The 23,457-nt window shown below is 46.0% G+C and carries 21 protein-coding genes; 16 read left to right on the top strand and 5 right to left on the bottom strand.

All coding sequences use genetic code 11. The features are described 5' to 3' along the window. The first annotated feature begins 521 nt into the window (after positions 1 to 521). From MHI14_RS10355 to MHI14_RS10380, 6 genes are all read left to right on the top strand, one after another. Entirely contained in the window at positions 522 to 2,747 is a 2,226-nt protein-coding gene (locus MHI14_RS10355; RefSeq protein ID WP_341130266.1) for a hypothetical protein, read from the top strand. A 26-nt stretch (positions 2,748 to 2,773) separates the two neighbouring features. Further along, positions 2,774 to 3,982: a HEAT repeat domain-containing protein gene (locus tag MHI14_RS10360; protein ID WP_091018251.1), complete on the top strand. Its 1,209-nt coding sequence runs from the start codon at positions 2,774 to 2,776 to the stop codon at positions 3,980 to 3,982. A 22-nt stretch (positions 3,983 to 4,004) separates the two neighbouring features. Further along, positions 4,005 to 5,405, top strand: a complete 1,401-nt coding sequence (locus tag MHI14_RS10365) for a glycosyltransferase family 2 protein (protein ID WP_176872555.1) — start codon at positions 4,005 to 4,007, stop codon at positions 5,403 to 5,405. 277 nt (positions 5,406 to 5,682) lie between these two features. Next, positions 5,683 to 6,486 carry a response regulator transcription factor gene (locus tag MHI14_RS10370; RefSeq protein ID WP_124116106.1) on the top strand — a complete coding sequence of 268 codons (804 nt, stop codon included), beginning with the start codon at positions 5,683 to 5,685 and terminating at the stop codon, positions 6,484 to 6,486. Between the two features lie 92 nt (positions 6,487 to 6,578). Further along, positions 6,579 to 7,946, top strand: coding sequence for a nucleotide sugar dehydrogenase (locus MHI14_RS10375; RefSeq protein WP_124116107.1), 1,368 nt, complete (start codon positions 6,579 to 6,581; stop codon positions 7,944 to 7,946). An 8-nt stretch (positions 7,947 to 7,954) separates the two neighbouring features. Then, positions 7,955 to 8,878 (top strand): hypothetical protein, encoded by a 924-nt coding sequence (locus MHI14_RS10380; protein WP_341130267.1) that lies wholly within the window; start codon positions 7,955 to 7,957, stop codon positions 8,876 to 8,878. A 259-nt stretch (positions 8,879 to 9,137) separates the two neighbouring features. Here the strand turns inward: MHI14_RS10380 and MHI14_RS10385 are convergent, their stop codons facing one another. Further along, positions 9,138 to 10,010 carry a helix-turn-helix transcriptional regulator gene (locus tag MHI14_RS10385; protein ID WP_341130268.1) on the bottom strand — a complete coding sequence of 291 codons (873 nt, stop codon included), beginning with the start codon at positions 10,008 to 10,010 and terminating at the stop codon, positions 9,138 to 9,140. A gap of 548 nt (positions 10,011 to 10,558) precedes the next feature. Between MHI14_RS10385 and MHI14_RS10390 the strand changes: the two genes are divergently transcribed. From MHI14_RS10390 to MHI14_RS10415, 6 genes are all read left to right on the top strand, one after another. After that, on the top strand, positions 10,559 to 11,743 hold the full coding sequence (locus MHI14_RS10390; RefSeq protein ID WP_341131692.1) for an LLM class flavin-dependent oxidoreductase: 1,185 nt from the start codon (positions 10,559 to 10,561) through the stop codon (positions 11,741 to 11,743). Between the two features lie 210 nt (positions 11,744 to 11,953). Then, a complete protein-coding gene (locus MHI14_RS10395) occupies positions 11,954 to 13,228 on the top strand; it encodes an ABC transporter substrate-binding protein (RefSeq protein ID WP_133385464.1) in 1,275 nt (424 codons plus the stop codon). Positions 13,229 to 13,231: 3 nt separating this feature from the next. Then, the gene (locus tag MHI14_RS10400) at positions 13,232 to 14,104 is read left to right on the top strand and encodes a carbohydrate ABC transporter permease (protein WP_017687487.1); all 873 of its coding nucleotides are present in this window, start codon (positions 13,232 to 13,234) and stop codon (positions 14,102 to 14,104) included. A gap of 49 nt (positions 14,105 to 14,153) precedes the next feature. Next, positions 14,154 to 14,969, top strand: a complete 816-nt coding sequence (locus tag MHI14_RS10405; protein WP_017687488.1) for a carbohydrate ABC transporter permease — start codon at positions 14,154 to 14,156, stop codon at positions 14,967 to 14,969. Positions 14,970 to 15,082: 113 nt separating this feature from the next. Beyond that, positions 15,083 to 16,300 carry an MFS transporter gene (locus MHI14_RS10410; RefSeq protein ID WP_133385462.1) on the top strand — a complete coding sequence of 406 codons (1,218 nt, stop codon included), beginning with the start codon at positions 15,083 to 15,085 and terminating at the stop codon, positions 16,298 to 16,300. A gap of 509 nt (positions 16,301 to 16,809) precedes the next feature. Continuing rightward, a complete protein-coding gene (locus MHI14_RS10415; protein ID WP_445670361.1) occupies positions 16,810 to 17,466 on the top strand; it encodes a cell wall hydrolase in 657 nt (218 codons plus the stop codon). 122 nt (positions 17,467 to 17,588) lie between these two features. On the opposite strand, the gene MHI14_RS10420 is transcribed toward MHI14_RS10415, so the two are convergent. The 4 genes from MHI14_RS10420 to MHI14_RS10435 form a co-directional block, all read right to left on the bottom strand. Beyond that, a complete protein-coding gene (locus MHI14_RS10420) occupies positions 17,589 to 18,299 on the bottom strand; it encodes an ABC transporter permease (RefSeq protein ID WP_341130270.1) in 711 nt (236 codons plus the stop codon). 6 nt (positions 18,300 to 18,305) lie between these two features. Then, entirely contained in the window at positions 18,306 to 19,142 is an 837-nt protein-coding gene (locus MHI14_RS10425) for an ABC transporter ATP-binding protein (protein ID WP_341130271.1), read from the bottom strand. A 138-nt stretch (positions 19,143 to 19,280) separates the two neighbouring features. After that, entirely contained in the window at positions 19,281 to 20,216 is a 936-nt protein-coding gene (locus MHI14_RS10430) for a LytTR family transcriptional regulator DNA-binding domain-containing protein (RefSeq protein WP_341130272.1), read from the bottom strand. A gap of 323 nt (positions 20,217 to 20,539) precedes the next feature. Further along, positions 20,540 to 20,734: a hypothetical protein gene (locus MHI14_RS10435; protein WP_341130273.1), complete on the bottom strand. Its 195-nt coding sequence runs from the start codon at positions 20,732 to 20,734 to the stop codon at positions 20,540 to 20,542. A 190-nt stretch (positions 20,735 to 20,924) separates the two neighbouring features. Between MHI14_RS10435 and MHI14_RS10440 the strand changes: the two genes are divergently transcribed. The 4 genes from MHI14_RS10440 to MHI14_RS10455 all read left to right on the top strand — a co-directional run bounded on the left by MHI14_RS10440 (position 20,925) and on the right by MHI14_RS10455 (position 23,365). Beyond that, positions 20,925 to 21,284 (top strand): hypothetical protein, encoded by a 360-nt coding sequence (locus MHI14_RS10440; RefSeq protein ID WP_341130274.1) that lies wholly within the window; start codon positions 20,925 to 20,927, stop codon positions 21,282 to 21,284. 63 nt (positions 21,285 to 21,347) lie between these two features. After that, on the top strand, positions 21,348 to 21,629 hold the full coding sequence (locus MHI14_RS10445) for a hypothetical protein (protein ID WP_341130275.1): 282 nt from the start codon (positions 21,348 to 21,350) through the stop codon (positions 21,627 to 21,629). A gap of 120 nt (positions 21,630 to 21,749) precedes the next feature. Beyond that, positions 21,750 to 22,190, top strand: coding sequence for a hypothetical protein (locus tag MHI14_RS10450; protein WP_341130276.1), 441 nt, complete (start codon positions 21,750 to 21,752; stop codon positions 22,188 to 22,190). A gap of 296 nt (positions 22,191 to 22,486) precedes the next feature. Further along, the gene (locus MHI14_RS10455; RefSeq protein WP_249913434.1) at positions 22,487 to 23,365 is read left to right on the top strand and encodes a prohibitin family protein; all 879 of its coding nucleotides are present in this window, start codon (positions 22,487 to 22,489) and stop codon (positions 23,363 to 23,365) included. Positions 23,366 to 23,457: the final 92 nt, after the last annotated feature.

A 23,457-nucleotide genomic window follows, 5' to 3' on the forward strand; every position in this document is an offset into this window, starting at 1 on the left:
TTTTTTGATTTTCTGCATTTTTCAGAAAACCTTGATGTGACGCGGAATATCGCTGATGCGTTATCGGACTATAGTATCAATTTTGTAATCTTTATGGTTAATACTGTAAAAAGGTCCGCAACTTTAAAATATAACTCGCGTTTAATGGGGTATGTGTTCAAACGGCAAACGTTGCCTGTACCCGCGTTGCACATAACAATAAAGGTTCCAGAAGTGCAAGATCAGCAGGGTATCTAATCCATGCGATTCCAGCAAATATTAGTGTTTGGGAAGCAGACGTATTCTGGAGGCTTTCGGATGCTAGTTGATGGCGCTTTTTACGAATTATGGGCAGAATGTTCCATTTCATGTTTGCTTCCATCAGCCTAGTTACAAATGCAGAGTCTTAGCGCTATAGTGAGAACTACACCGCTGACATCTCTACCAAGCGGACATCCGAAGCGGAATGATTCGTAAACTTCATGTTGGACCATTCGATGTTGAAGCAGGATGCATATTAGAGAGGTGAGCAATCTAAAGACATGAGCAGACAAAGACGAAGACGCTGGCTATTAACGGTGTTGACAGGAGCAGTGGTGGTGACCGGTGGGATATTTGCCGGATGGCACTATATGCAACCCAAGCTCGTTACGTACACAGCGGAGAACGGCACGGAGATGAAATTCAAGACCGATGGAGACCGGTTCATGGAATACGGGCCAGATGGAACGTGGAGGGAGATGTTCGTCAAAGGTGTCAACCTGGGCGCAACTTCACCGGGGCATTACCCGGGAGAATTCCCGCTGACCAAAGAGGATTACTTGCGGTGGTTCCAGCAGATCGAGGATCTGGGAGCCAATGTAATCCGGGTATACACGGTTCACGAACCCATTTTCTACTCCGCATTAGTCGAATATAACCGCGGCCGGGAGCAACCGTTATATTTTATACAGGGCATATGGTCACCTGAAGAAGAGTTGATTGAGAAACAGGATGCCTATGCAGCCCATATTGAGCAGACGTTCAAGCAGGAGATTGAAAAGGCCGTATCTGCTGTCTATGGCGATGCGGACATTCCTGCCAAGCAGGGAGAGTCCAGCGGCAAATACAAAACGAATGCAGGAAAATACCTGATGGCCTGGCATGTGGGGACGGAATGGGACCCGGCGATGGTAGACAACACAAACGCAAAACATGCGGACGTGCCGCAGTACAAGGGAGCTTATTTCTCGGCGAGTCCAGAAGCGTCACCGTTCGAGAACTGGCTCGCAGAGTTACTGGATCATGCGGCGGTCTTGGAGAAGAAGTATGGATGGGAACATCCGATGACCTTCACCAATTGGGTAACGACCGATGTGCTGGATCATCCCGGCGAGCCGCTGTATGAAGAGGATCTCGTCAGTGTGGATGCCCGACATATTCAGCCGGAGGCATGGCAGGGAGGTTATTTTGCAGCCTACCATGTGTACCCGTATTACCCGGATTTGTTCCATATCGATAAAACACTCCAAACGATCAAGGATGAGAACGGTGAGTACAACACGTACAAAAGTTATCTGCGCAAGCTGAAAGCCGAGTTTTCCGATATGCCTGTAATGATTACAGAGTATGGCGTACCCTCTTCTCTTGGTATTTCCCATCTGGGTATGGGAGGACGGAATCAGGGTGGACATAACGAAGTAGAGCAGGGAGATATTGACGCGTCACTGACGCAGGATATCTATGATGAAGGATACTCGGGAGCGATTGTGTTCATGTGGCAGGATGAATGGTTCAAAAAAACATGGAACACGATGCCACTGGAAATCCCGGCTGATCGCCGTGCATATTGGCTGAACGTGCTGACAAACGAGAAGATGTTTGGTCTGCTTGCCATGGACCCCGGTAAACAGGAACAGTTGACCATCGACGGATCACTGGATGACTGGAATGATCTGAAGGATGAAGAGGTCACGACCTGGCAGGGCCAAGTGGACGGCATTCAGGAAATGAAGATGACCCATGATGAAGCTTATCTGTATATTGGGCTGACCTTGGATCAACCGTTTGACCCGGCTAAGACAGTGTTACGAATTGGGACCGATACACTTGCTGGAGGCAGTCAGCCTGACAAGTTACTCCCGGGCCGGACGCTCAGTGATGGTCTTGAGACGGTGATTACACTGGGGCAGGATGAAGAATCACAGGTGGAGATTGCCAAGGATTATGACTTTAATCAGCGTCTGTACGGCAAAGAAGGATACGACATGCTGCCAGATCAGCAGTCAGACTCCGCAGATCCGTTCCACCCATGGAATCTGGCAGTCAGCCTGAGGATGACACCTCCGGATACCCGATCTGCTCAACCGTTCATGAATGAAAAGGTCGGAACATTGAAGCGGGGAACGACGGCTCCCGGTCAGCCCGATACGGATTCATTAACGGCATGGCAGTATAACGGCAATCAGGTGGAGATGCGAATTCCCTGGATGCTGCTTGGGTTCGGTGATCCGAGTTCGCTGCAAGCGATCGACTATGGGCCGCTCAAGAATGGACGTGAGTTCTCCACAGTTGCTGTGGAAGGTGTTACCCTCATTCCGTGGTTAACGGACCGCGCCACGAAGAAAGTATCTTGGCCTGGGGGTGAACAGACGACCCTGGATCTGAAGACATTGCCCGTATATAGCTGGCAGCCTTGGGAGCAGGTGCAGTATAGTGAACGCCTGAAGCTAAGCTACGAAAAAATGAAGAAGAGCTATGAAAAAATTCCTAGTTTTCAGATCGAATAAATGAGTATAAAGGAGGACCTTTTCACATGTTTCCAAGTTTGGCTTTGGCCTATCTGTTTTTGTACATCTGTATCGCACTTGTTGTTGTAGGCGTCATCGTATTGTTTGCCATGAAAATGTCCCACAATGGCAAACGACGCAAGACGGCGTTTTATGAATTGAAGCAGCGTGACTACTTCACCTATCTGCAAACGGCCTTGACCGAAAATAGTCCGCTCAAATTGCCACCAGGCAAACTGGCTCCGCTGGAACGCAGAGTCATTCAGGACAGGCTGATTGAATGGATCGACCAGTTCAAGGGTGAGTATCGTGATAAATTAATCGCACTATGCCGTGAAGCAGGATTCGTAGAGCATGATCTGAAGGAACTGGGCCGTCTGCGTTATGGTCGCCAGATTGATGCGGCTTATCGCTTGGGTGGCATGCGTTGTCCCGAAGCCGTTCCGGGTTTGATGGAATTGCTGAAGGATGAGAAACCGGGCCCGATGGCCATTATGATTGGTCGGTCCATCTCCAGATGTACGACTCGGCAAGGTGAACTGAAAGACATGCTGGCATTGCTGTTAACGAAAGGTAAGTCCATTCACCATCTGGCAGCAGATATTCTGCTCGAAACGAGTCTGGATACGAGCAGAATTCTAATTGAATTGCTGGAAGACCGGAATCCTGATTTTGTTAAAGTCGGACTGGTTGCTATGTGGGGACAAGCTGTACCTGAAGTGATGCCTGCACTCGACAGACTGGTAGGCGCAGAACATCAGGATGTACGTGCCGAAGCGGTGAAGCTGTATCTTAGCGCAAGTCCGGCGCTCCGGGATGAGACGATTCTGAAGCTGATTCAGGACCCTGACCCGGAAGTTCGCGCCGAAGTGGTACAAGCGCTTGGTTCGAAACATGCATCTGGCAGCATTCCATTACTGCGCAAAGCGCTGCGGGATGAAGACTGGAGAGTTCGCTATAACAGTGCGGAGAGTCTGAGCAAGCTCGGTGAACCGGGATTCGAAGCGCTGTGTCAGGCTGCGGTGCAAGGTACAGTTGCTGAGCGCGAGATTGCGATGCAGCAGATTGAGAGTACCATGCAGCACACGAGAACCGATGACAGAGCTGTAGAGCAGATGATTGCACATAACAAAAAAAGACTGCTGTACGATCGCTATTTTGGCCCTGTACGAGAGAACAGAACCAGCAAGAAACGTACAGGTGTCGCTACGGTAGGAGGGGATTACACTGCTTAGGGATCTACTATTAATCTACGGCATGGTCGCAATCTACTATGTTGTTTTTGTAAATACGCTCTATTTTTCCATTCTGGCTTTATCGTTCCGTAATATCTGGACGATCTTCCGACGGTCGCATTATTCCAAATACAATACATTGTCAGGCTCGGAACTGGTGCCTTCGGTCTCTCTGCTGGTACCGGCGTACAACGAGGAACTGACGATTATTGAAAATGTGAACTGTCTGATGACGCTGAATTATCCAACATATGAAGTCATTGTTGTAAATGATGGCTCCAGTGATGCGACACTGAATATCCTGTTGAAAGAATATCGTCTGAAGCCAGTACCCAATACGAAGATTCGGGGTAAGATCGCCTGTCAGAAAATTCGTGGGATCTACCACAATCCAGAGTTCCCGGATCTGTATGTCATTGACAAGGAAAACGGCGGTAAGGCCGATTCCCTCAATGCCGGGATCAACCTGTCCCATTATCCGTTGATCTCTTCCATCGATGCTGATTCGTTGCTGGAGAAGGATGCCCTGATCCGCATGGCTCGCATGTATATGGAGAATCCGGAAGAGACAGTAGCCATCGGTGGAGATGTAAGGATCGCTAATGGCTGCAAAATTGAAAACGGGGCAGTGCAAGATGTATCGCTGCCACGCAAGATCTGGCCCATGTTCCAGTCGATCGAATATCTCAAAGCCTTCCTGGGTGGACGGATTGGCTGGAGTCACATGAACGGTCTGATCATTGTCTCTGGTGCCTTCGGCATGTTCCGCAAGGACGCAGTAATCGCCGTAGGCGGATACCGGGATGGTTATCCTGGGGAAGACATGAACATCATCATTAAACTTCACCGTTACATGCTGGAAAACAAATTGAAGTATCGCATTGCCTTCTGCCCTGAGGCTGTGTGCTGGACGCAGGCACCGGATTCCTACCGGATCTTGTCCAGTCAGCGCAAGCGCTGGGGCCGTGGGAACCTGAAGAACATGCTGGAGAATCGGGGCATGCTGTTCAATCCGAAATATAAGGTTATGGGTATGGTGACCATGCCATATAACGTCCTTTTTGAAGCGTTGAACCCGTATTTCCGGATTACCGGACTTCTGGCACTCGCCGGATATGTGCTTCTGGATATGACGCAATGGCCGATTCTGGTTCTGTTCGGACTGCTGAACTTTGTGAGTGGTTATCTGCTGAGTGTAGGCGCACTTGTTCTGGAGGAGATTGCTTTCAAGCGTTACAACAAACTCTCCGATCTGGTCAAAATGCTCGTCTACTCCGCGCTGAAATTCGTGGGTTACCATCAGCTGGGCGTACTGTGGAGATTGCAGGGACATGTGCAGTTCATGCAAAACAACAACTCATGGGGTACCATGACACGGCAAAGCTGGTCCGAGGATGAGAAGAAAACAAGCGAAGCCGCTTGATTAAAGAATAATCAAAGCAATTATATGTCCAACTAGACATTTACACGATAACGGAGAGGGCAGAAAAAGCCTGAAGAAGCGAAGCGTGCACCTAAAAGCTTTCTGAAAGAAAGCTGCATCGAAAGCATACGCTTATTCCCGGATTTCCCCTTGTATAAAGGAATCAAAAAAATCTGGGGATAACAGTGATCGAAAGGTTGTTCTGTCATCGGAGTGTCAGTGTAAATAACATTTTTTGGACTTATATAGATAATCGAGGAGAAGGGTGGAAAAGAACATGCCAAATACGGCGACATTGCAGCGTGAGGCTGCCGTTAATGTGTACCGAAGTGTAGAACAGGGATTGAAGGAAACGGGTGCCGAAACATGCGGCTTAATGTTCATCCATTGTGCAGGAAACTCTCAACCTGAGCAGCAGGTCAGGACACATCTGGAGCAGACGAGCGGGACAGCCTTCCAGGTGTGGAAGGATGGGGCCACTCAGGCGATTGCCGTCCTGCTGCCAGGGTTGTCACTGGATGAAGTTCATTATGAAGGACTTCGAATCAAGCATGAACTGCAAGAGACTGTACCCGGTGCCGATCCACAGATTACACTGGCCAGTTTCCCGGAAGGGGAGCGCCCTTCGAAGGCAACTATTCAGCATATGGCTGAATCCTCGAAGCTCGTAGATTCGTCGGAGATTCATATCTACACGCTGGACAATACGGCGGACGAACCGGAACGCATTTTGATTGTGGACAACGATCCTACGGTACGCGAATTCCTGCAATTGCGGTTGAAGATGCAGGGGTACGAAACCTATGAAGCTGTCGATGGACTGGCTGCACTGGAGTTGATCGAGAAGGTTACACCAGACCTGGTGCTCACGGAGCTGAATCTGTATGGCATCGACGGTCTGCCATTCATCCATCATATCCAGAACCTGGAGATGGAGCAGCCACCCAAAATTGTCGTGTTGACCGAGCAACGTGTCGAGCAGACGATTAGTCAATGCTTCCGCAGCGGCGTGGATGATTACATGACCAAACCGTTTTCGCCTGTAGAGCTGGATGCCCGAATCAGACGCTGCCTTCATTAGAAGATAGATTAGAGCAACATTTAGAGCACAGACACTCATCTATTTATATGGATTTTAAGCACCAACAAAATACACTGCCCGGAGGGAATATCATGGAGAATCAACAATTCCACACATTACTGAATGCGATTGAAAATAAAGAAGCTGTACTCGGCGTCGTCGGGCTCGGTTACGTAGGACTTCCACTTGCCGTGGAAATGGTCAATCAAGGTTTCACGGTAATCGGAATTGATCTGGATGCGTCCAAAGTAGAAAGTATCTATCAAGGAGATTCCTATATTCACGATATTTCGTCCGATGAGTTGAAAAAAGTAATGCAAAGCGGTCGTTTCCAGCCAACGACAGATTACAGTATGCTGCGCGTGATCGACGCACTCAGTATCTGCGTACCGACACCGCTTAGTGAAAATCAGGACCCGGATACGTCTTACATCGAGACTGTTGTGGATCAGATCAAACTGCATATGAAACCAGGCATGCTGATTACGCTGGAGAGCACTACTTATCCAGGTACAACCGAAGAGCTGATCCAGGATGAGCTGGACAAAATTGGACATGAAGCAGGAAAAGATTACTTCCTGTGCTTCTCGCCTGAGCGTGTGGACCCGTCGAACGGACGTTTCACAACATTTAATACGCCGAAAGTGATTGGGGGCACGACCGAAGCTTGCTTGAAACTCGGAACAGCGTTATATAGCAAATATGTAGAAACTGTAGTACCGGTATCTTCGCCAAAAGTGGCTGAGATGTCCAAACTGCTGGAGAACACATTCCGTAGCGTGAACATTGCCTTTGTGAATGAAATGGCGATGATGTGCGACCGCATGGGAATCGATATCTGGGAAGTTATTGATGCGGCGGCAACGAAACCGTTTGGTTTCATGCCATTCTATCCGGGCCCAGGCATCGGTGGACACTGCATTCCGCTTGATCCGATGTACCTGTCATGGAAGGCCAAAGGCTTCCGTTTCTATAGCAAATTCATTGAGCTGGCGCAATCCACCAATGACAACATGCCATATTATGTGTTGAACAAAACGTCAACGATTCTGAACGAATACGCTAAATCCGTACGTAAATCCAATATTCTGCTCCTCGGTATGTCGTACAAACCGAATATTGCCGACCTGCGTGAATCACCAGGACTGGAAGTATATGAACTGTTCAAGGAAAGTGGAGCTAACGTAAGCTACTACGACCCACATGCGGATTCCTTCAAGGACAAACATGGCGAGACCGTACACAGCGAAGTGTTCAATCTGGAGCAGTTCAAAAAGTACGATTGCATCGTGCTGATCACCAACCACAGCGATTTGCCTTACTTTGATATTGCCGAGATGGGTGTGCCGATTCTGGATACACGTAATGCGTTCCGTTCGTACACACATCCACATATTTACAAGATTGGTCACTCGGTACAGCATCCTGTGCTTGAACCAAGTGAAGCGTTGCTCGTCTGAGGAAATATATGAGGCAACGGGGCAAACTGGTGGGTATGGCGAAATGGGCCATTCTGGCTGTGGTGTTGTGCCTGCTGCTTCTGTCTTGGATGTTCAAATGGTTCCAGGCGGAGGAACACAAAGCGACCTGGCTGTGGGACGCGTCCATTATTGCAGAACAGACGCCTGAGATTATTGCTTTTTCCAAAGAACAGGGCGTAGATACCATCTTCCTGCAAATCCAGGATGAGGTGCCTGATGCAACATACCGTAAATTCATTGCGGCTGCAGGGCAGGCTGAGATTGAAGTGCATGGACTTAACGGTCATGCAGACTGGGCCTATGAGGAAAAGCGGGATGAAGGGCTTGCTTTTATCGAGCGAGTACGAGCATACAATGCAGCTTCCGCCAAGCATGAACGCTTCCAGGGCATTCAACTGGATGTGGAGCCGTATCAGCTGAAACGCTGGGAGAACGAGGAGAGCAGCGTCATTGCAGAGTGGCAGAACAACATGAAGGCTTGGACAAAAGCCGGCGAGGATGCCGGACTGTACATGAGCGCTGCCATTCCGTTCTGGCTTGATGCCCGTCAGTCGGCTGAAGGTGAGGGTACATTCAGTCGCTGGGTCATTTCCCACTTCGATGCGGTAGCCATTATGGCTTACCGGGACAGCGGACAGCAGATGTATGATCTGTCCAAGGAAGAACTGGACGAAGCGGATGATCTCGGCAAGAAAGTCTGGATCGGAGCGGAACTCGCGGACACACACGAGGGGGATCACCTGACCTTTTTCCGCAAAGCGGTTAGCAATATGAATGAAGAGATGGCGAAGGTGTTTGATCTGGGTTCCTCTCATTCTTCTTTTGCAGGTGTGGCTGTGCATCATTATGAAGCATGGTATGCTAAGGAGAATGGTATTCCACTTGCACGAAAGGATGAGGAGAAGGAATAGCGTTACGTCAACGTAAAAAAAGTTCCTCGTTTCGGGTACGTGTGTCATGACTATAGTATACAAGGAAGGCAAGTCCCGGTTAGATGGGGCTTGCCTTTTTTTGTGGTAGATTTCGTAATGGATTTTGCAGCACGATGATGTGCAGGATATGAAACTCAGGAGCCAATGTAAATTGATTGAGGTGACATCTTACACAACCGCATACAAGGCGTGGTGCATGAGGCATGGATTATAGGCTGGGGAGCGAAAGGTCGCTCCCTCATTCTTTCGTGCTCTCCGCTGTACGATAGCGATTGGGCGGCAAACCGACCTGCTTTTTGAACGCTTTGGAGAAGGAGAACAAGTCCGGGTAACCTACGGAATGAGCCACTTCAGTCAAGCTTAGCGGCGTCTGCACGAGCAGACGTTTGGCCTGATTCATTTTCAATTGCTGAATATATTGTACAGGGGACAGACCATAGGCTTTGCGGAACTGTTTGGCAAAATGGGTTCGATCCACACCTGCATGAGCGGACACACCTTCCACGGAGATGCCGCCTGCAAAATGAATGTCCATGTATTCCTTGCCTTTCTGAAGCCAAGGTGTGGCCGAATCCGGTTGCAATCCTTTGGTTGCCGGGGAACGGGCTATCCGGTCAAAGAGGTTTAGAAACCGGGTGAGTCGTCCCAGATCACTCGCTCCGTCCTGTGGTTTGCGAACATCCTCCATAAATGCGCGCATCGCACTTGCGGTCTCCGGGGTAAGTACACCTGAACGGTACGGTGAGTCGGGTGTAAGTCCAATTCGGGAAAGCAGTTCCGATGCATGTGCGCCATCAAATGCAATGAATATTTTCTGCAACGTGTTCTCTGGATCAGTCCAGTACTCATGGGGAACATGTGGAAACAGACAGAATGCATCCCTGGCTCGAAGGGCATGACGCTGTCCGTTCTGTATGAATGTACCTTCCCCCTCCAGCACAAATAGCAAATAATGATAAGGCGTAGTACGCGGGCCAATATGATAGTTGGTCTTGGCTATATTGCGGCCAATGCGAATCGGCCAAGCGCCACCAGCTTTCTCGAATTCAGATGGAGTGAAGAAAATAATATCCAAAAACTCATGGTGGTCCTCCTTCATGCTCTCGGTCATCAGGAACACCTCTTTATTGTATAAGTATCGTTTGTAGATTTTAAAAGTTTCACTTATAACCTATTATACAGGTGGGTTTTATACATATTCAAGATCACGAAGACCTAAATCTGAGAAAAGACCACAAAATGACAAAATGAAATTGCCGCGAAATGACATTGCTCACAGACAAATCAATTGTTATGATGTCCATACCTATTAAACCAAGTTAATTAATCGGCATTTGAGTGTGTACTTTGAAAATGAGTTAGAAATTAGGCGCACTTTAAAAATAAATTTCAAGAGATGCCAAGTAGTGGAGGGGACGAAATCGATTCTGAAGAAGCGAAGCGGTCGCCTGAAAGCTTTCTGAAAGAAAGCTACATCTGAAGCATAAGCTATCATTGAATTTTTACCTTTAAAAAGGAGAATCAAAAAAATTCAAGGATAACAGTGATCGGAAGAACGATTCGTACCCGGAACGTCAAGGAGGCGTAACGGTAACTTTTTTAACATGAGACTTTATTTATTCATAGAAGGGATTGACTTTTGTGAGCGAACAGGAAGATATGAAGTTTGGATGGTTTTTGCCTACAGCAGGGGATGGTAAGTATGTAGGGGTTACCCCAGAGCGTGAGCCAAGTCTTGATTATCTGGTCGATGTGGCACAGACAGCGGAGAAGGCAGGATTTGAATTTGTACTGATTCCGACAGGGGGAGCCTGTCTGGACGCATGGGTGGTTGGCTCGGCTGTGATGAGTCACACGAAGACATTGCGTCCCCTTGTCGCCATTCGCCCGGGATTGGTTACACCCGTACTCGCTGCACGCATGGGAGCGGCACTGGATCAGCTCTCTGGTGGTCGCGCCATGATCAATGTGGTAACAGGCAGTTCTGTTCGAGATCTGGAGGAACTCGGCGATCCACTGGCACATGCGCATGATGAACGGTATGTCCGGGCGAGCGAGTACATGGAAGTGATGAAGCGTTCATGGACCCAATCGACGGGACTGAATCTGACGGAGTTTGCCGGAAGTGGTTCAAAATCTGGTGCAGATGCACCCAGCGATCCCAATCCTGAATTTAACGGCCAGTATTACAACTTCAAAGGACCGGTAGGCATGCCGGAGACGGTGCAAAATCCGCATCCACCATTCTATCTGGGAGGAAGTTCTCCGATTGCCAAGAAGGTCGCTGTTGAACATGCAGATACGTTCCTCATGTGGGGCGAGCCTCATGACTGGATTCAGGAGCAGATCGAAGAGATTGAGGTCATCCGTCAGCAGGTGAAAGAGGAAACGGGAAAAGATCGTCAACTCCGTTACGGCATGCGTGCTCAGGTGCTCATTCGGGACACCGAAGAAGAAGCGTGGGCAGCAGCTTGGGAGATTATTAGTAAAGTACCACCAGAAGCGATCGAGAAAGCCAAAGCCGCTTTTGCCGAAACGGATGCAACCAACCAACGCAGACAGAACGAGTTACGGGAACTGTCCGAGAAGCAGCAGTTTGTCGTAGGTCCTAACCTGTGGGCAGGCTTGTCCGTTGTACGTTCCGGCGGTGCGATCCTTATTGTAGGTACAGCCGAACAGGTCGCAGAACGTCTGATGGAATATGGAGATCTCGGCGTTACAACCTTCATTCTATCCGGTTACCCGCATCTGGAAGAGGCCGAAATCTTCGGCCGGACCGTGATGCCGATCATTCGCGAGAAATGGAAAACAAGACAGAAGCAACATTCAGTTACTACCAACTAAATAAGTTAAACTTTTTTACACGATAACGAAGCGTTCGAAACAAATCTGGAAAAGCGAAGCGATCGCCTTTATCCCCGGATTTTAACCATTGAAGAAATAGTTCAAAGAAATTCGGGGATAACAGCGATTGGAAGATTGTTCTGAACGCGTAGTGATACAGTGTAAATCATTCTTTCAACTTATATAACATCCTTCAGGAGGTCGTCTTTCATGAAAAAAAATAAAAAATTGATCCTGCCGCTCGTCAGTATGCTGGTGATGTCCATCCTGTTGTCAGCTTGCGGCGGTGGGGATAACGCGTCATCTGGAGAGAACGGCTCCTCGGGTTCAGGCAAGGTTACGATCAGCTTCATGCACTGGCGTGGAGAAGATGTGGAAGCACTGAACAAGAGCATTGACGCATTTGAAAAAGAAAACCCGAACATTAACGTGGAGATGCAGACACTGCCTTCCGATCAATATCAGTCCACCGTACAATCCAAAATCAGTGACGGTTCGGTAGGGGATGTATTTGCTTCCTTCCCGGGTGCTCAGTTCGAAGCTTTCACCAAAGCCGGCTTGTTCACGGATCTGACTGGATCCTCGTTCCTTTCGGCCTACAATTCAAAGCTGATTGAATCAGGACAGCATGATGGCAAGCAATATGCGATCCCGTATCAACTCGTATATAACGATCCTATCTATAACGTAAAACTGTTTGAACAATACGGCCTGACGCCACCGACCGATTGGGAAGGTTTCCTGGCACTTTGCCAGAAGCTAAAAGACAATGGCATCATTCCGATTGCCTTTGCCGGAGCGGACATTGGCCCAGGGCAATTCATGAATACGATGGTGATGAACAATGCACCAAGTGACGACATTTTTACCAAAGTGGAAGCTGGCGAAGCTAAACTAACGGATGAGTTCTGGGTGAAAACGTTGACTCAAATCAAGGAACTGAACGATAAAGGTTACTTCCAGCAAGATGCACTGGGCACGAAGGACCCTGCGGCTGGCGCACTGTTTATTCAAGAAAAAGCAGCGATGCTGGCAAGTGGATCGTATCAATTAGCTCAGAACAAGCAGCAGAATCCAAATCTGGAGCAAAAACTGCTTGCACCGATTACCGTAAGCGCAGATCAAGCGAAGTATGAAGGAGTGCATACGACCACATTCATGCTCGCCGTGAACAGCAAGTCAAAACATCCGGAAGAAGCGAAGAAGTTCCTCGAATTCCTTAGCAATCCCGATGTAGCGAGTGACTATGCCAACCAAACGGGACAGAATGTAACGGTGAATGATGTGAAGTACGATACGCCTGAGCTTCAGGTAGCCGGAGAATGGGCGAGCAAAAAGACCGTGTTCCAGCCACGGTTCACCATCCTGAACGGAGATAATCAAAAAGCAGTAACCAACTCCATCCAGGCTGTACTGAGCGGCACTTCTCCAGAAGAAGCAGCACAGCAGGCACAAGCGATCATTGATCAGCATATCGGGAAATAAACGATGAAAAACCGTCTTCAGCTATCCCTGTTTCTGATCCCTGGGTTGCTGCTGTACGTTGGATTGTTCGTATTTCCTACATTGACGGGGCTGTTCTATTCCTTTACGGATTGGGACGGGGTATCCCCGTCGTATGCATTTGTAGGGCTGGATAATTACAAGGACAGTCTCAGCAGCATCGTATTCCGCAAAGCCTTTGGCAACAACGTGGAGTTTATGTTAACGGTTGTTATTGCACAAACCTTTATTTCACTTGTCCTGGCCCTGCTCCTGGTACGCAATACCAAGACACGCATTGTGCTTCGGGCATTGTATTTCCTGCCTGCGATTCTGTCCTCCGTATCGGTCGGACTGATCTGGGCATTTATGTATGATCCATCCATTGGATTGATCAACTATGGACTGAATGAAGCCGGGATGAGCAGCATCGCTCGTAACTGGATTGGTGATCCCAAGATCGCCATCTATTCCATCGCTGCGGTACAAGTCTGGGCCCATGCTGGACAGATGATGATTGTATTCATCGCAGGTCTGCAAGGTATTCCGGCAGAACTTTATGAAGCGGCTCGTATGGACGGCGGCAGCAAATGGCAGGTATTCCGTACCGTGACCTGGCCGCTGCTGGCACCTTCGGCGACGATTGTTGTGGCCTACACGACCATTCAGTCGTTCAAGGCATTTGACCTCATTTTTACAATGACGGACGGAGGCCCGAACTACGCAACTGAAATTTTGACAACATATATCTATCATACCGCCTTTGGCAGCTATTCATTTGGTCTGGCTTCTGCCGGTTCCATGATCTTCCTGGTGTTGCTCGCGTTGCTGACGTTATTGCAGTTCAAGGCACTACGCGCTGACCGGGTGAGCTATTGAGGTTGATGTTGGAGCATTCATCCTGCAATCGAGGCAGAAGGGAGTTCACATGTTTTTAAAATGGTTCAATCGCCTGATCTTATTGGTGTACGCGCTGCTGATTCTGGTGCCGCTGTACTTTGTATTTGTATCCTCGTTCAAAACAAGCAGCAACTTCTTCACCAGTCCATTCAGCTGGCCGGACCCGTTTACGTGGGATAACATCACTGGCATGTTCCGCAATCAGCCGATGTGGCAATATTTCGGAAACAGTCTGGTCGTGACGCTTGGTACGGTTGCCATTGAGTTATTGCTGAGTAGCATGATTGCTTACGCCATTGTCCGCTGGGGCGGCAGTGTAGGCAAAATCGTGTTTGCTCTGTTCGTAGCCGGTCTGATCGTTCCTTCCCAGGTGAGTATGCTGCCGATCTATTCCCTTACACGTACCCTCGGCTGGTCGGACAGTCTGACAGGTTTGATTGTCGTATCCGCGGCAATGCTGATGCCAGTTTCCGTATTTATGCTGACAGGCTTCATGCGCATGCTTAATTCGGAGATTCTGGAAGCGGGCAGTATGGATGGAGCAAGTGAATGGAGGCTCTATACCCGGATTGCACTGCCACTGGCTGCACCTTCGCTGGCGGCAACAGCTACGTTCCTTCTCGTCATGGTATGGAATGACTTGCTTATTCCGATGCTGATGCTCAGCAGTAAGTCCAAGCTCACTTTACCTCTCGCGCTTATGCAGTTCCGCGGGGAATACGTGACGAACTATCCGATGATGCTTACGGGTGTGCTGGTAACGGCCATTCCGATGATCGTGCTGTTCCTTCTGCTCCAGCGTTACTTTGTTGCCGGTCTGACAGCGGGTTCACTCAAGGGGTGAGGTATCGCAGAAATCGGAAGGAAAAGCTTATTTTTCATTGATTTCTGGAGCATTCTGCATAATAATGATTTAGTGTCAGAATGACTACATAGAGATCAAGGGAGCTATAAGTGATGAGCAAACTGGAAGTATTGCGGAATCCCAAGCAGCGCAAGCTGCTGTTCAGTGCCGGCATGAGCTGGCTGTTTGATGCCATGGAGGTTGGCATGATCTCCTTTATCGTGGCTGCACTCGCCAAGGAATGGAGTCTCAGTCCCGGACAAGTCGGCGTGCTTACGAGTATTAACTCGATTGGTATGGCGCTCGGTGCTTTGCTTGCAGGTGCACTTGCGGACCGTTTTGGACGGAAGGCCATTCTGATGTGGACCTTACTAATCTTCACGATTGCAAGCGGTCTGTCTGCACTGGCGACTGGATTCGCCGTGTTGTGTGCACTGCGTCTGGTTGCAGGTATTGGACTTGGCGGAGAGCTGCCCGTGGCATCCACACTGGTATCGGAGTCGATGCCTACAGCAGAACGTGGACGTGCCGTTGTATTATTGGAAAGTTTCTGGGCAGGGGGCTGGATTGTATCCGCGCTGATTGCGAACTTTGTCATCCCGGAGTACGGATGGAGAATTGCTTTTGCCATTGGTGCACTTCCGGCGTTCTACGCATTATATCTGCGTCGTGCCATTCAGGACCCGCCGCGGTACAAGAATCATACCAAGCTTCATAAAATCACGTTCCGTGAGAAAGTGGCTACCGTCTGGTCAGCACCACATCGCCGTACAACGTTGATGCTCTGGATTTTGTGGTTTACCGTCATTTTCTCTTATTATGGAATGTTCCTGTGGTTGCCTTCGGTCGTGATGGCAAAAGGATTTACGTTGGTTAAAAGTTTCCAATATGTGCTGATCATGACGATTGCACAGTTGCCAGGTTACTTCACCGCGGCGTACTTCATTGAACGTTACGGTCGCAAATTCGTATTGGTTGTGTATCTTACCTTGACTGCATGCAGTGCGATTGCGTTCGGACTGGCAACAACGGAAGCGACGATCTTGGCCGCAGGAATCTGTCTATCCTTCTTCAATCTGGGAGCCTGGGGTGGTCTGTACGCCTACAGCCCGGAATTGTATCCGACTTCCGTTCGTTCGACAGGTGTTGGTCTTGCCACATCAGTTGGCCGGATCGGTGGGGTACTTGCTCCATTAATGGTCGGTATGCTGGTTCAGCGTGAAGTGGCGATCAGTCTGATTTTCACGATTTTCTTCGTGACCATCCTCATTGGCGCAGCGGCTGTACTGTTCTGGGGCCGGGAAACGAAGGGTCAGGAACTGGCCGAGTAATTGTCAATAAATACAACGCAACTTTTGTACGGGTCTGCCTGCCTACGGAAATAACGGGTTGGACAAGCGGTATATGGTTGATACAAGAAGGGGCATGACCATGGTGTGACCATGGGCTCATGCCTCTTTTTGTTATGTTCGGTGTCGTTTTTTCACTGCGTCATCGGTCCGATAGACTTCATTTTTTCTATATCCTATAATGACACTCGGGATGTCCAACCGTGAGGATTCAGGAGGAAGATGTGGGATCTGGATTCAGAAAAGTGGAGGTTAATGGAATGATGAAGAATAATATTGGAATGGATCAACCGAATGAAATCAATGAAAAGAATATGATAAGTGAATTAGATAGCGTGAGTGAGATGAAAGAGATGAAGGTGGGAAGCCATATGAACAGTAATGAACGCACTACAGTTGATAGCACGAATGAGGAGTTGGGTCTGTTAACGATTACTGACACCATGGAACCTATCACTGTCAGTCGGAAAGTCACTCATGGAAAGGGGAAAATGGCTGGCAAAAGAGCAGGGCGGGTCAGCATGCTTCTCGGTGCCTGCGCATTGACTCTGGGATTGACCGTGGCAGCTCCTTCTGCGGGAGCACAGAAGTTGGAACAGGGCGTTCGTAGCGAACATGTGCTGCAATTGCAGGAGCAATTAAGCGATCTGGGCTACTTCGATGCTGGAATGACTGGATATTACGGTACCATCACCAAAGGCGCTGTCCGCAAGTTCCAGCAGGCGCAGGGACTGAGTGCAGATGGAGTTGCAGGTCCGGCGACGCTGAATAGGCTGAACAAAAAGGCCAAAGCCGAAGGTGAGACGTTACGCCAGTTGGCGAAGCTGATCCATGGTGAAGCGCGCGGGGAGTCTTTTGAAGGGCAAGTCGCTGTAGGAGCGGTTGTCATGAATCGGGTGCATTCGAATGCATTCCCGTCATCGATCTCCAAGGTCATTTTCCAGAAAGGCCAGTTCACGGCTGTAGACGATGGGCAGTTTAATACCAAGCCAACCCAGACCTCTTACAGAGCTGCTCGGAAAGCTTTAAATGGCGCTGATCCGACGAACGGAGCGCTGTATTATTACAATCCGAAGATTGCCACTTCGGTGTGGAGTAAGAGCAGGCCGACGCTGCTGACTATTGGGCAGCATGATTTTACAAGATGAGTTTAAGTAGAGATATGTAGTTTAATAATTGAAATGATAATGGTGAACCTCGGTTGTACGCTGCTGAATGCAGACGTGTACCGGGGTTTGTTTTATATTTTGGTTGTGTAGGCGAGGAGTGGCTACTCATCCTTTAACCGCCGTTGATACAAAATAACAGACACAATCGCTAATACAACCGTCCATATCAAAATAATGAGGAGAGGTTTTAAGAGGTCTCCAATTGTAAAGCCTGTATGGGGTATATTTAGCAAAGTCACAAGTTGAATGCTTGGTGTATAATCCAGCATTTTAAAAATCGGGAAATCTCCAAACAAGATTGTTGCAACAGGAGGAGCAGAAAATACCATTGCTGCAGGAATGATTGATAATGAAGCTTCAAGGACCGTTTTAGAGAATAAACCACATATCGTTCCTACTGCTGTGTATAGAATTATTGAAAGAATGATTGCAATTGCAAATGCCCATATACTAGCTGGCTCATAGCCTAATATATACGTAGCAATAGCCAGAACAATAGCAGACATGACAAAGACTAAGGTGCTTTTACCAACTAATACATCCATCGTTGTGGCTGGAGTCATCATTAATGATCGTAAGGTGTTACGTTCCTTTTCTTCCGCGATCAAACATGCTTGTGCGAAAGAGGTTAAGAGCACAAACGAAATATTTAGAAGAAAACCTATTGCCCCAGGGAGAGAAGGGCCTGCAGTGCGAAAAAGAAATGCGAATAGAATCGGAACAAGCAACATGATGGAAATGCCATAATTGCGTGAAAACTCTTTGTAGTCCTTTACAAATATTGCTCGCGCACGTTTTAACGAGATACTCATAGCAGTTCACCCTCCTGTCACTTTAATAAAGATATCGCCTAAACTTGGCTCTTTCGATTCCAATCGTTCGATTAAGCCTCGCTTCATCCAATCGGCAATTTGCTCAGCCGTTCCTTCATTCATCGGGAGCTCGTAGGTTTCCCCGTTTACCAATTCTACACAAACGACGTTTTCCCGATGCTGTTTTCTAAGCGCCTTAGGCGAGCCAATAGCTTGGATTTCTCCTTGAAACAAAATCGCTACACGGTCACATAACAATTCTGCTTCTGACATATCGTGTGTCGTTAGAAAAATTGTTGTCCCTTTCTCATTTAAGTAGCGTAGCCCTTTATAAATATGTGTGGAGTTTACCGGATCCAAAGCTGAAGTAGGTTCATCTAAAAATAATAATTCTGGCTCATGGATAATTGCGCATGCCAGCATAACACGCTGACGCATCCCTTTCGATAAGTGGATGACTTTCTTTTTGCGTTCTTCGCTTAAGTTTACAAAATGCAATACTGTATCGATCGAAGATTTAGGGAGGTCATATAATTGGCGATACAACTCCAGATTTTCATCTATCGATAATCTTTGATATAGACCACTGTTATCTGACAAAATACCAAAGCGCATCTTCTGTGCAGACTGATGCATCATCGCCACTGGCTGGTTAAATACAGTTGCCTGTCCACTTGTCGGATTTAATTGCGCAGTTAAAATCTTAATTAAAGTTGTTTTTCCAGAACCACTTGGACCCAGGAAACCCAAAATTTCACCTTTTGGAATTGAAAAAGATACTTCTGATAATGCATTCTTATTTTCAAATCTCTTTCGAATACGTTCTACTCGGATAACATCCATGCATATCACTTCCTTGGAGTTGATGACTTAAGCATATAAAGATTACATGCCTCCAACCATCGAAATCCGCCGAAATGTAGCTGTCAACGGCTGAACGGTACCATTAGTTGCTGGATTGAATCGATATTTCCCTGGAAATCAAATGTTAAGATGTGTTTTTAATTCTTGTAATTTTGAACGAGATAACGGAACAATCGCATCTTGGCCTGTATTTAATCGCAAGCTGTAGCTATTCTTCGTCCATGTAATAATCTCTCTTACCTTCTGTAGATTAACAATATAGGATCGATGACATCTAAAGAATCCGAAGTTAAACAATCTCTGCTCGAGCTCGGTTAGCGTCAGCGCACAGACAAAACTTTCTCCACCTACATGGACAAGAACTGAACCATCCATACTTTCTATGTAATCAATTTCAGGCGGGTTAAATAAAATTACTTTGTCATTTTTTTTCGTATAAATCTTCTGCAGGGTTATATTGGCTCGATCTTGTTCCTGCACTGCTTGCTTATCCTCTTCTGAATCACGAATATCCAATAGATGAAATCCGGATTCATTCAGACGATAAATTGAATCACAGGAAATCATGGCATCCTCTAGATTAGAAGTTAAAATTAAAATCTGTATTTGTTTCGAAAGATCATCTAAAATCCGTTTAAACTGGCGCCGGTCTTGTTCTTCCAAATAAAAATAGGGCTCCTCCAGTACGAGTGTAGACTGATGTGCAAAATAAACGCGCAACAACGTCACATACATCCTTTTTGATGGGCTTAGATTCTTTATTTTTACCTTCCGTTCTTCTTTCAAAGCGAAATAATCCAATAACATAGTGGCACGATCATTCCGCTCTGTTATGTTGATTAAAAATGTGATTAATTCTTCCACCGTTAATTGTGTATACTCGTTTTGTTGAGCTCGAAGTATGTAATATTGGGAACGATCCTGCAGTTGATTCATTAAAATCTGTTTTCGCTTCAAGTCTGTTATAATGCCAATCGATTGGTTACATGCCATATTTAATTCGATTTTGGGTAAAAATAGTTCCCCATCATGATACACTGGTTGAAATTGCATCTTGTCCTCCTGGTCATCACTGCTTTTGGATAATATGTAACAATTATAATGTTGAAGTTATTTTTTGTCAGCTTCAATTGAGATGATTTAGATCCTCGATCAGGCATATGAATAACGAGCCTCCAGCAATCGGTTGGACGTAGCAGCATTGCATACGAAAAGCGATTGGATACCATGAATATATAAACAAAAAACCACTCCAAATGAATGAACTGCACCCCAATTGTTAGACACAACTACCAATTGGAGGTGCAGTTCAATGAATTAGAATGGTTTTTTAGAGTAATAGTTTTGTCATATTGTGCGATGGAGCTGTGTTTACACTATTCTTGAACAGCAAAAGGAATTTTCAACAAAGTGGGCTCTACAATGGTTTTTCCAGCATCGTAGTCATAGACTTTGTTGAACACAAGTTCAATGGATTCCAACTTATCAGGGTCATCGGTATATACCAAACCGTAATTCGTATTATCAATAACTACGCCATCATACTGATTATAGACATATGATTTTCTCATAAAATTGCGATCTGCGGAGATCGGCTTTCCCGTGTTTGGATGAACGGAGTGTTATAGATCACTTTGGCAGATTGTTATACAAATGCGACAGTCTTTTTTACAATAGTATATTTGCTTGTGTCAAAGTCTGGTTCGTCCTGTGTTGCCATAACAGGATTAACATTTGAAATTCATAATAAAGGGGATTTATATGAAAAGAGTATCGTTTTTTTTGCTTTTTCTTCTTCTATTGACAGCATCCGCTTGTTCAAACAAAGTCACTTCATATACAGGAGAGAGTGAGAATTGGCGTGTTTCATGTACAGTTCAAAGTAATAGCGATGTAGCAAGCTATGAATATGAAATTAGGTACTTAGGAGATAATCCTTCATTAATTGAAAAAGTTAAAACCAAATTTATGAGCGAAAATATTCATTCTACAGGAGAAGTTCCTTTTAATACTGTGATCAGAGGAAAAGCTGAAGGGATTTCCCCATTTTTGGATGAGGATGAATTTATAGTTCAGATTGATTGGGAAGGAAACTCGGAAAAGATAGTGGTTACCAAATGATGGTGATAATAAGCGGGAATATTAATAGAATTACAAACTACAGGCTAAAGTGAGGTGAATAAAATGAGATTTCTAAAGGGAGCATTGATTGTAATTGCACTAATAGTTGTAGCTTCAGTCACATGGTATGGCTCCTATAAGAGTGATATGAAGGAGCTTGAAGATGGTTTAATAACGTATTTAATCGTTGAAAAGGGTATGGATGAACATGATATCATTAGCATCACTGCTCGTCGCAGTAAAATGCCACAGTATCCTGTAGTCGTCAAATTAAAGGACAATCCACAGGAAGTTGTATACACCTACAGAGAAGAGCAATGGATGCAACTATGGCCTGATCCATAATTCTTCAATGGTATGTTCTGATATTGTCCGGTTTTATGGAGTGTTACGTCCGGATGGAGTTTAGACAAAAAAATCAATCTTTGGATTATATCCATATACAGACTAAAGGGAAATGATTAAATGAATATAGGAGATATTGAGAAATTACCAGATAGGTTACCTACAGAAGTTTTACTGTCTTTGTTCAGGAATGTTTTAAAAGATTTTAAAAATAAGATTCTTGATAAAAAAGTTTTTCTGTCCATCCTATCCGAATTAACAGATCGACAGATCATGACTTATGAGCTTTTAGAGGATAGAACTAGAAATGAAATGGATGTCTTAATGAGAAAGTTATGGAATACTAATTCCTACGAAGATGTAGACATCATACTCTCTATTGTTGTTAACCTTGGTTTAAAGAATTGTTTTATTAAAATTAAAGAGTCTATAAGTGAAGAAGATAATATAGATTTAATAATTTTAAACGAGATTAAAGAGACAATTATGGAGGTTGGAGATCATATTTCCAATCCATATTATGATTTAGAAAGATTAAACTCACCTAAAAATGAGTTGTAAATGATAAGAAGTAGTAACCTATGATATAAATTATTAGTACTTCAAGCTCTAAACATCCTTGAAACCTAATACCAATTTACAAAGTATATATAAAGAAGGATATAATTAGTTGCTATTTATAAATTTGTACTCGGTTACATCCATAGAGGGGAGGACGAATATGCCATTTATTGGGGGAATCATTTTAATCATTATCCTAGCTTTTATTCTATGGGCATTAATGATCCCGCTATTCAATAAAATAGGTAGTAGAATTCTGAAGAAATACAATAAATTCAAACAAGAGGAGAATGTTGATGAAAAATTCAAAGACGTTTAGGGTAGGAGCGATCACGGTGGCATTGGTTATTATTGTGGGAGCGCTACTGGTGACCTTCTTTGTCACACGAATTCCTAACGGATATGTTGGGGTCGTATATTCACCCAATGGAGGGGTAAAAGATAGTACACTGAGTCAAGGGTGGAAACTGGTTGGAGCGTTTGATAAAGTAACGAAATATCCGATCCGAATTCAAACGGTGGAATACAGAGACATTCAGATTGCAACTTCTGACGGAAAAAACATCACCATTGATTTTGCTTACAACTACCAGGTAGAACCAAGTAAAGTATCTTCTATATTCAATACATTTGGGCCAATTAGCATTCAAGAAATTGAGGATACATATCTCAAAACACGTTTCCGTGACGCAGCCCGTAAAGGAATTTCCAAGTTTACAGTCATTGATGTGTATGGTGAAAAGTCATCTGAAGCAGGCGTCGATGTGCAACAACGTTTCTCTGATGACGTTAAAGAGTTAGGTTTTATTGTATCCAACGTTACTGTAGGTGTTCCTCAACCTGATGCCAAGACTCAGGAAGCAATCGATAAGCGTGTTGAAGCTTCTCAAGAACTGGAACGTAAAACGACTGAACTTGAGATCGCGAAAAAAGAAGCAGAGCGCAAGCGCGTGGAAGCGCAAGGTAATGCAGACAAACTATTGATCGAAGCAGAAGGTCAAGCTAAAGCAAACAAAGAGCTTCAACAATCATTATCGAGTCAACTCGTTGAATATGAAACCATCAAGAAATGGGATGGAGCCCTTCCATATGTAAGTGGGTCAAATACGCCAATGATTCAATTGCCGACTACAAAAACAGAGCAAAATAGCAGCGCGGGGAGCGTATCTCCCTAATAGCGGTTTGAAATGCGAGCCTTGCTTTCTCACCAATCTAATGTGTTGAATTCGAATGAACAAGCCGGTCCAATCGTGGGCTGACTTGTTCA

It is taken from the genome of Paenibacillus sp. FSL K6-2393, from assembly GCF_038002545.1.
GTDB lineage: Bacteria > Bacillota > Bacilli > Paenibacillales > Paenibacillaceae > Paenibacillus.

Bases quoted from the DNA above. Each gene is read 5' to 3' on its own strand.
- MHI14_RS10355 (WP_341130266.1), top strand. From the start codon at position 522: ATGAGCAGACAAAGACGAAGACGCTGGCTATTAACGGTGTTGACAGGA.
- MHI14_RS10410 (WP_133385462.1), top strand. From the start codon at position 15,083: ATGAGCAAACTGGAAGTATTGCGGAATCCCAAGCAGCGCAAGCTGCTG.
- MHI14_RS10425 (WP_341130271.1), bottom strand. From the start codon at position 19,142: ATGGATGTTATCCGAGTAGAACGTATTCGAAAGAGATTTGAAAATAAG.
- MHI14_RS10380 (WP_341130267.1), top strand. From the start codon at position 7,955: ATGAGGCAACGGGGCAAACTGGTGGGTATGGCGAAATGGGCCATTCTG.
- MHI14_RS10360 (WP_091018251.1), top strand. From the start codon at position 2,774: ATGTTTCCAAGTTTGGCTTTGGCCTATCTGTTTTTGTACATCTGTATC.
- MHI14_RS10430 (WP_341130272.1), bottom strand. From the start codon at position 20,216: ATGCAATTTCAACCAGTGTATCATGATGGGGAACTATTTTTACCCAAA.
- MHI14_RS10375 (WP_124116107.1), top strand. From the start codon at position 6,579: ATGGAGAATCAACAATTCCACACATTACTGAATGCGATTGAAAATAAA.
- MHI14_RS10390 (WP_341131692.1), top strand. From the start codon at position 10,559: ATGAAGTTTGGATGGTTTTTGCCTACAGCAGGGGATGGTAAGTATGTA.
- MHI14_RS10415 (WP_445670361.1), top strand. From the start codon at position 16,810: ATGGCTGGCAAAAGAGCAGGGCGGGTCAGCATGCTTCTCGGTGCCTGC.
- MHI14_RS10445 (WP_341130275.1), top strand. From the start codon at position 21,348: ATGAGATTTCTAAAGGGAGCATTGATTGTAATTGCACTAATAGTTGTA.
- MHI14_RS10385 (WP_341130268.1), bottom strand. From the start codon at position 10,010: ATGACCGAGAGCATGAAGGAGGACCACCATGAGTTTTTGGATATTATT.
- MHI14_RS10365 (WP_176872555.1), top strand. From the start codon at position 4,005: ATGGTCGCAATCTACTATGTTGTTTTTGTAAATACGCTCTATTTTTCC.
- MHI14_RS10450 (WP_341130276.1), top strand. From the start codon at position 21,750: ATGAATATAGGAGATATTGAGAAATTACCAGATAGGTTACCTACAGAA.
- MHI14_RS10395 (WP_133385464.1), top strand. From the start codon at position 11,954: ATGAAAAAAAATAAAAAATTGATCCTGCCGCTCGTCAGTATGCTGGTG.
- MHI14_RS10440 (WP_341130274.1), top strand. From the start codon at position 20,925: ATGAAAAGAGTATCGTTTTTTTTGCTTTTTCTTCTTCTATTGACAGCA.
- MHI14_RS10405 (WP_017687488.1), top strand. From the start codon at position 14,154: ATGTTTTTAAAATGGTTCAATCGCCTGATCTTATTGGTGTACGCGCTG.
- MHI14_RS10420 (WP_341130270.1), bottom strand. From the start codon at position 18,299: ATGAGTATCTCGTTAAAACGTGCGCGAGCAATATTTGTAAAGGACTAC.
- MHI14_RS10370 (WP_124116106.1), top strand. From the start codon at position 5,683: ATGCCAAATACGGCGACATTGCAGCGTGAGGCTGCCGTTAATGTGTAC.
- MHI14_RS10435 (WP_341130273.1), bottom strand. From the start codon at position 20,734: ATGAGAAAATCATATGTCTATAATCAGTATGATGGCGTAGTTATTGAT.
- MHI14_RS10455 (WP_249913434.1), top strand. From the start codon at position 22,487: ATGAAAAATTCAAAGACGTTTAGGGTAGGAGCGATCACGGTGGCATTG.
- MHI14_RS10400 (WP_017687487.1), top strand. From the start codon at position 13,232: ATGAAAAACCGTCTTCAGCTATCCCTGTTTCTGATCCCTGGGTTGCTG.